This window comes from Escherichia sp. HH41S (genome assembly GCF_009820115.1).
GTDB lineage: Bacteria > Pseudomonadota > Gammaproteobacteria > Enterobacterales > Enterobacteriaceae > Escherichia > Escherichia coli_F.
In genome coordinates this window covers 104,844-110,964 of record NZ_VNXE01000067.1, presented here as the reverse complement: position 1 = coordinate 110,964, position 6,121 = coordinate 104,844, and the positions used below count along the sequence as shown (strand labels likewise).

Below are 6,121 nucleotides of genomic sequence, written 5' to 3'. Positions count from 1 at the left end.
CCTTCACTGCGGAAGGCGTCTGTAACAACCAAACTGATAATCTGCCAGACCCGCCATAACAAGCTGGGTCAGTATTAACTGGCAGCGTTCGCGTGAAAGGTAAGTATTCTGCGCAATTTCCCCGACGGTCGCCGGTTCGGTGACGCTCAATTCATTAAACACCACTCTGGCAGTTTCGGTCATATCCTGCTGTTTTAGCATGTCTTTTTCCTTTTCTGGTTAACGTGACATACCAATAACTCTTGTCGAAAAAGCCAGCAAGCTGAAAGACCAGTATTCACAACCACCAGCGCGTTTAACGTCCTGTACCGTTTTTCTGGCATAAAAAAACCCGCTCAGCGGCGGGCCTTGCTTACTTTGCCATCGCGTACAAAATCGGCAAAATATCAAATTTACACGAAATGTACGCGCTTTAATTGATTTTTGCAATATCTCGTCGCGAAAAGGTCGCTTTTTGTTGCGTTCTCATTTTCACTGTGCAAATCAAGGATTCTGTATCAAGATTCTTAAAAATGTCGCACATCTCACGCCAGTAGTTCGCATAATTATGGCTCCAGTTGTCAGGTTTAATTCCACACAGCCTGGCAAGTTCCTGTCGCTGGTAGTTCTCATGCCCGGTTACCCATCCCCTGACATCCTGCGCCGCCAGCCAGATTAATTTTTTCAGGCGTTCCCGTGTTTTCTCTGCAATTTTCCTGTTGCCAGAATGAGCCTTAAACTCTTCCCATGCCCAGCGGGTTATGGTGACCTGATACTCCCAGCAAATACTCCCGCTGTAACACCACAACAACCAGGTTTTATGATGTTCTTCAAGAGACAGAACTGCCCGTCGCCATGACGATGTCGAAAACTCAACCTGACTTACCAGAGGAATTGACGTCCCCTTCGCCAGCGATTGTTTTCCCGGGATTGGTGGATTATCCCGCGTTATCATTTTTCCAGTCACTTCATCGCGGTACCGGATTTTTTTACGCCTGTAACGCCCTGTATCGAACATGGCATTCTCCTGCCAGGCTTCAAGCTGACCTTTTGTTGCCCCACTCAAATCGGCGGTGGCGATAATGAGCTGCTCACGAACAAACTGTAAATACTGGTTATTCATGCGCACTCCAGCTCTGTGATTTTTATCCCCAGCCGACCACCAGGAACGACCTGACCGCGCACAATATTGATTTCATCAAACTGCTCGTCGTCGATAAGCAACCCCGCATGTGTCAGTGCATCCAGTGGTGCTTTCAGAATATTGTCCAGGTCACGACGGCGCTTATCCGGCGGCTCTGCAATGATCTTTATCGCCAGCCTTCCGGACAGGTTTAATTTCAGCCGCTGCTGGCGAACAATGAGCGCCACATCACGGCGATAACGCTCACCGGCTTTTGATACAAAATATGTGCTGCCACGACGTCGCCAGTAGGTGTTCACCGTTGGCGGGTAAGGCAAAACAAATTCTATGCTTTCAGTCATTTATGCTTTCCACTTCAGGACACCTGAATTTCTCGCGTGCATTAAAAAACGAATCAGCAACAACAGCTGGCTGCCGTGTCTGTCTTCAAAATCTTTTACCCCGGCGTGCAGTTCGTTATGACATTTACGGCACAGTGGAATAACAAACAAATCGTCAGCCTTTGTTCCCATCCCTCCAAGTCCATGACCAATGATGTGATGCGGATCATCTGCCTGATTACCGCACGTCATGCATTTCTGCGTTTTTACCCAACGCGTGTATACAGGCATCTCTTCCCGTTGTGGTTTCTGGCGCTGGAGATACTGAGCCGGTGACTCCGGATCAACAGCAATGCTGACCACCGCCTTTTCCTGTGACGGGATTTGTTGCTGGTGGACGTGAGGCAACGGCGCAAGATTTTTTGTGCGCTGCTTCAGTATGCTGGTGGCGGTCTGCTCTCCCGGTATGATGTCGCTTTCGCGGTACACCGAGCGAATTTTTTCCGCACGTAACCCCAGAGAACGACGTAATACTGTCTCCGGTAGCGCGTCCGCCACCTGATTGCAGACCGCCCACCAGGATAATTCAGCCAGCGATAATTCCCGCTCCTGTGTGCCATTCATTGCATGGCGTATGACGTCAATCATCCATGCAGACAGGTTTTGATAAGCAAGTTGCTCGAGTGATTCGGAGGTCTGGTCACGCAGCTGGTTGTCGCAGTGCCAGCACAACACCATCGCGCCGGTACCATAACGATGTATGACGGTTTCGCTGTGATGGTAATCACCATGAGGCCACTGGCAGGATTTGACATGACGCAGGAGCCAGTCAGACAATGCACCTGCGCCGCCGGCAGCACGAATCACCCGCTCATCGCTGAAAAATGGCAGCAGAGATTTATCTTCCGCCAGCGGCTGGCGAATGGCAGGAACAACTCCGGACGGCAGACCGCGCATGCTTTTCGGTTCCGGCTCCACCAGCACTCGAGGGTTATGAAATACCTGCATGGATTCACGACCAGGCTTAAGGACCACCAGCCCGAGTTCCGGTACCGGAACAGGTCGAAGCAATACCCGCACGTTACCTCCAGATCCGTTGCTGGAATGTGCGGGACGGACGCGGTGGGCGTTCGGAATAAGGGAGTCTGACGTAGATTATCCAGTGACGATAATCGAGGCTGAGGGCTTTCCTAAACTCATACCCACGTCTGTGGTAGTTATGAATCAGCCATTCGGCCTGTTCTTCAGTGCAGGGATCGTGCTGATACCAGTCATATTTGAATACATGAGAACGCCGCCCGTGCCTGCTGGCACGAACGGTATCAGAATTGTGTAATTTGGTATTGTGCGCCATCTGTTTTCTCTGCTGGCGCAGCAGGTGCCAGTTGTTCAGGCTGACGTGCGGCAATATTGTCTCTGATTTCTGTTGTCGTCAACAGGCAGCGTGCTATCATCGAATAGTGTTCTATCCTACTCCGTGAGGTTTACCATGCGTACAACCCAACAATTCAGCATTACATTAACTAACGAGATGGCTGACATGGTGCGCGCCCGTGTGGCTTCCGGTGCCTATGCTTCAGAAAGCGAGGTCATTCGTGAAGGGCTTCGCGCACTGAATGAGCGCGATAAAGCAATCGAAGCGTGGTTAACGCATTCAGCCGCCCCCTCTCTTGATTCTATCCGCGAAAATCCAAACAACGGACGCTCCATTTCACAGGTTCGCGCCGCGATTCAATCCGAGAAGTAATCTGCATGACATATGAAGTCATCATTACTCCTGAGGCCGAACAACAAATAATCAACCTGCACAGATATATAACGGAGAAAGCAGGGAACGTCATTGCTGACAATTATGCCAATGCGCTTCTTGATTATCTTGATGGGTTTTCTACATTCCCGCATCGGGGCAATAAACGCGATGATATTCGCCAGGGGATGCGGGTAACTCATTTCCGCCACAGAACGATTATTGCTTTTGCCGTTGATGGCAGAAAAGTCTTTATTGTCGGTATCTATCATGGTGGGCAAAGTTATGAAACCGATTTCTTATAAACTTTTACCCACATCATTCCGGTATTAGAATAAACTATCCGACTTCTCTCTTACTGGCGAGTTCGTAGGCCATGTAAATCAAAGATCCCGGCTCATGTTTGTGTCGGGATCTTTTTTACGGTGATTTATCCCCAGCGGCAAATCGAATACACCACCAGCGCCACCGCCATCGCAATTCCTACCGTTGTGAATGCCTCAGGCCAGGTCATTGATTCACCTCCCGCGGTGGTTCCGGTAGCGGCATCCAGTGAGTTGCCTGCTCAATACCATTACCCGGCTTAATCGTTGCTTCTCCTCGCCGGAATGTGCTTCCTGTATAGCGTGCGGAGCATATTAGCGGTTCAACCAGAGAGCTATCGAAATTCACCGAAATAAGCACGTTCTGGTTCTTTTCAGGCATCCGCTCACTACAGCTTATCCAACCATCCGGAATTACCGGCGCTGACGGCGCTGCGTAAAGCGGTGTTATTTCTGCCCGAAAGTCACCTATTTCATGCGGTCGCACCCACCGTTCGGCTTCTGCTTTGTCAGAATACAGAGCAGTGAACGTATTATATTCATTGTCAATTTGCATGAAGGTTGCCTTCCACGCCACCGGCTCTGCTTCCAGCGATGCCAGTGCAATCCGTGCCAGTTCTTCTGCTTCTTCTGCTGGCAGTACAACGTTGCTACCCGGTCCGTATGTTTCGCGCCACTGCTTGATTGTCAGCAGTCGCTCTTTGGTAAAAGTGGTCATATCAGCCTTCCTTATACGGATTAATTTTATTGTGTAGTGCGTTGAACGACGCCCATACCACGTCGTTATACAATTCAATAACTGGCTCAATTATTTTCCCGATTACCCAGACAAAAATTAGCGGGGATATCGGTATCATCAACACGATAAACAGAATGAGAAACAAAAATTCTGTCGCTCTACTTTTTCGCGGATATTCTTTTCTGAATAATGTAGTCATTTCTTACCGCCCTTTCGGGCGGCCTCCTGATGTTCTGAGGGTGTAGAAATCCCTCCGGTTAAGGATAAAATTTTATTTACAGCGCTAAATTTAATTATTCAGTTCTGGATTTTGTCACCCTGCGTATCCGCGCTTTCGCGTTACGCTCAATCTGAATTAACTTTTCTATATTTTTCCGTCTTTCCTGTTCCTCCTGGCGCAATAGCCTTACATCATCTGCCAGTCTGGTTTCTCTTTTCGCCACAGAGAGCATCCAGTCAAATGGCTCCACAACTGCACCGCAGATTTTACAGCGGACCTGACGCTCTTTTTCGTCAACCCGGACAGAAGCGTGATGGCAGTATGGTCTTTCCGATGGCTCATAAAGAAAATTAACCTGATTACGTGGGTCATCCTCTTTTACCGGAAATAAAACAATATTACTTAACTCATCTTCTGGTTTTATTTCCATGCTCCTCTCCTTTGATGCGAATGCCAGCAGCAATTGAAGCCTGATAGCTAATTTCACTCACAGCACCACCTCCTGAAAACTCCCCTGATAAAACGCCAGCACTCGCTGCATAACCTCACTCTTCCGGCACTCGCGACAGATTATGTTCAGGTGCCTGTCGTAGCGGCGTATTTCTCCGTCTGGTAACTTTCGAATCAGTGTCTGGTCAGTTGTTTTCTCCGGTGTCTTACGCCATTCACGATACGCCTGCTCTGATGCAAAAACACCGTATTCCCCGGACATGTATAAATCACCACAAGCCAGTACATCCACAAGGCAGCGTCGGACCGAATGCCAGCCAGCCCCCGTCGCTCTCTCCAGTTGCGACATCGTCATGCGTCCATTTTTGCGTACCAACCCGATAATTCGCGCCTTCAGCTCTTCCCGCTGTTCGGGTGTAAAAGGTTTTGCCATAAGCCCTCATGAAATTACTTAACAACCCTCAAATAGCTGACATTTGAACGCCAGCTCTCCCAGTTAAAACTCACCCATCGCCCGCCGTTCATGGTCATGCGATCCATAATCCGCTCGCCGAGCAGCGTTTTCATGGCCTCATAGTTCAGGTTTGTCAGCATTCCCACGCTGCGCATCGACGCTGTCCGGCGATCAACAATCTGGTGCAGTACCACCTGCTCGTTTTTCGTCTCGCGCTGAATGCCAATTTCATCAAGAACCAGCAGATCCACTTCGCACAGTTCCCGCAAAAATTTTTCGCCTGATTGCCCGTCGTCATAGCTGGCGTGTAGAGCACTCATAACATCAGCCACGGTAACCACAATCACTGTCTGGCCATCTTTCAGCAGGCGATTCCCGATAGCCGCCGCTAAGTGGTTTTTCCCGGTACCAGGTTTTCCGCTGAATGCGAAATTTGTGCATCCGGTCATCAGTTCATCGGCGATGGATTTCGCCTGGCTCAACGCGTATCGCTGGCCGTCATTCTGCACCTGGTAATTCGCAAACGAGCACTTGCGGTGCAACGGCTGGATGCCGGAGCGATTCAGAATTTTTTCCACCCGCAACTGACGATTCTGACGGTTGATCTCCTCGCAACGCTTCTGGCCTTCTGCAAGTTGCCACTCGCGCCACTCGTCCACTGTTCGGTATGGCGCGGTTACATGCTGCGGAGCCAGCTTACGGATGCGTTCAAGAACACCGCCTGTCGCAATATTTTTCATGCTTC

General features: G+C 49.7%; 12 protein-coding genes. 2 read left to right on the top strand and 10 right to left on the bottom strand.

Annotation, left to right across the window (positions count from 1 at the left end):
* Nucleotides 1-3: 3 nt before the first annotated feature.
* From FQZ95_RS14305 to FQZ95_RS14285, 5 genes are all read right to left on the bottom strand, one after another.
* Nucleotides 4-201 carry a hypothetical protein gene (locus FQZ95_RS14305; protein WP_000917767.1) on the bottom strand — a complete coding sequence of 66 codons (198 nt, stop codon included), beginning with the start codon at nucleotides 199-201 and terminating at the stop codon, nucleotides 4-6.
* Between the two features lie 211 nt (nucleotides 202-412).
* Complete coding sequence (locus FQZ95_RS14300) at nucleotides 413-1,102, bottom strand: bacteriophage antitermination protein Q (protein ID WP_160530333.1); 690 nt, start codon at nucleotides 1,100-1,102, stop codon at nucleotides 413-415.
* Entirely contained in the window at nucleotides 1,099-1,464 is a 366-nt protein-coding gene (locus FQZ95_RS14295) for a RusA family crossover junction endodeoxyribonuclease (RefSeq protein ID WP_089569385.1), read from the bottom strand. Before FQZ95_RS14295 ends, FQZ95_RS14300 begins: the two co-directional genes overlap by 4 nt.
* A complete protein-coding gene (locus FQZ95_RS14290; protein WP_160530332.1) occupies nucleotides 1,465-2,523 on the bottom strand; it encodes a DUF968 domain-containing protein in 1,059 nt (352 codons plus the stop codon).
* Between the two features lies 1 nt (nucleotide 2,524).
* Entirely contained in the window at nucleotides 2,525-2,797 is a 273-nt protein-coding gene (locus tag FQZ95_RS14285) for a hypothetical protein (protein WP_160530336.1), read from the bottom strand.
* Between the two features lie 135 nt (nucleotides 2,798-2,932).
* Between FQZ95_RS14285 and FQZ95_RS14280 the strand changes: the two genes are divergently transcribed.
* Nucleotides 2,933-3,190, top strand: coding sequence for a type II toxin-antitoxin system ParD family antitoxin (locus FQZ95_RS14280; protein WP_160530331.1), 258 nt, complete (start codon nucleotides 2,933-2,935; stop codon nucleotides 3,188-3,190).
* A gap of 5 nt (nucleotides 3,191-3,195) precedes the next feature.
* Complete coding sequence (locus FQZ95_RS14275) at nucleotides 3,196-3,495, top strand: type II toxin-antitoxin system RelE/ParE family toxin (RefSeq protein ID WP_000220600.1); 300 nt, start codon at nucleotides 3,196-3,198, stop codon at nucleotides 3,493-3,495.
* Between the two features lie 205 nt (nucleotides 3,496-3,700).
* On the opposite strand, the gene FQZ95_RS14270 is transcribed toward FQZ95_RS14275, so the two are convergent.
* The 5 genes from FQZ95_RS14270 to FQZ95_RS14250 all read right to left on the bottom strand — a co-directional run bounded on the left by FQZ95_RS14270 (nucleotide 3,701) and on the right by FQZ95_RS14250 (nucleotide 6,116).
* A complete protein-coding gene (locus tag FQZ95_RS14270; RefSeq protein ID WP_157709461.1) occupies nucleotides 3,701-4,231 on the bottom strand; it encodes a DUF551 domain-containing protein in 531 nt (176 codons plus the stop codon).
* Between the two features lies 1 nt (nucleotide 4,232).
* Complete coding sequence (locus FQZ95_RS14265) at nucleotides 4,233-4,451, bottom strand: DUF4014 family protein (protein WP_160530330.1); 219 nt, start codon at nucleotides 4,449-4,451, stop codon at nucleotides 4,233-4,235.
* A gap of 94 nt (nucleotides 4,452-4,545) precedes the next feature.
* Nucleotides 4,546-4,902 (bottom strand): hypothetical protein, encoded by a 357-nt coding sequence (locus FQZ95_RS14260; RefSeq protein ID WP_021527610.1) that lies wholly within the window; start codon nucleotides 4,900-4,902, stop codon nucleotides 4,546-4,548.
* Nucleotides 4,903-4,959: 57 nt separating this feature from the next.
* Nucleotides 4,960-5,355 (bottom strand): DUF977 family protein, encoded by a 396-nt coding sequence (locus tag FQZ95_RS14255; RefSeq protein WP_160530328.1) that lies wholly within the window; start codon nucleotides 5,353-5,355, stop codon nucleotides 4,960-4,962.
* A 14-nt stretch (nucleotides 5,356-5,369) separates the two neighbouring features.
* Nucleotides 5,370-6,116: an ATP-binding protein gene (locus tag FQZ95_RS14250; RefSeq protein ID WP_089540674.1), complete on the bottom strand. Its 747-nt coding sequence runs from the start codon at nucleotides 6,114-6,116 to the stop codon at nucleotides 5,370-5,372.
* Between the last annotated feature and the right edge of the window lie 5 nt (nucleotides 6,117-6,121).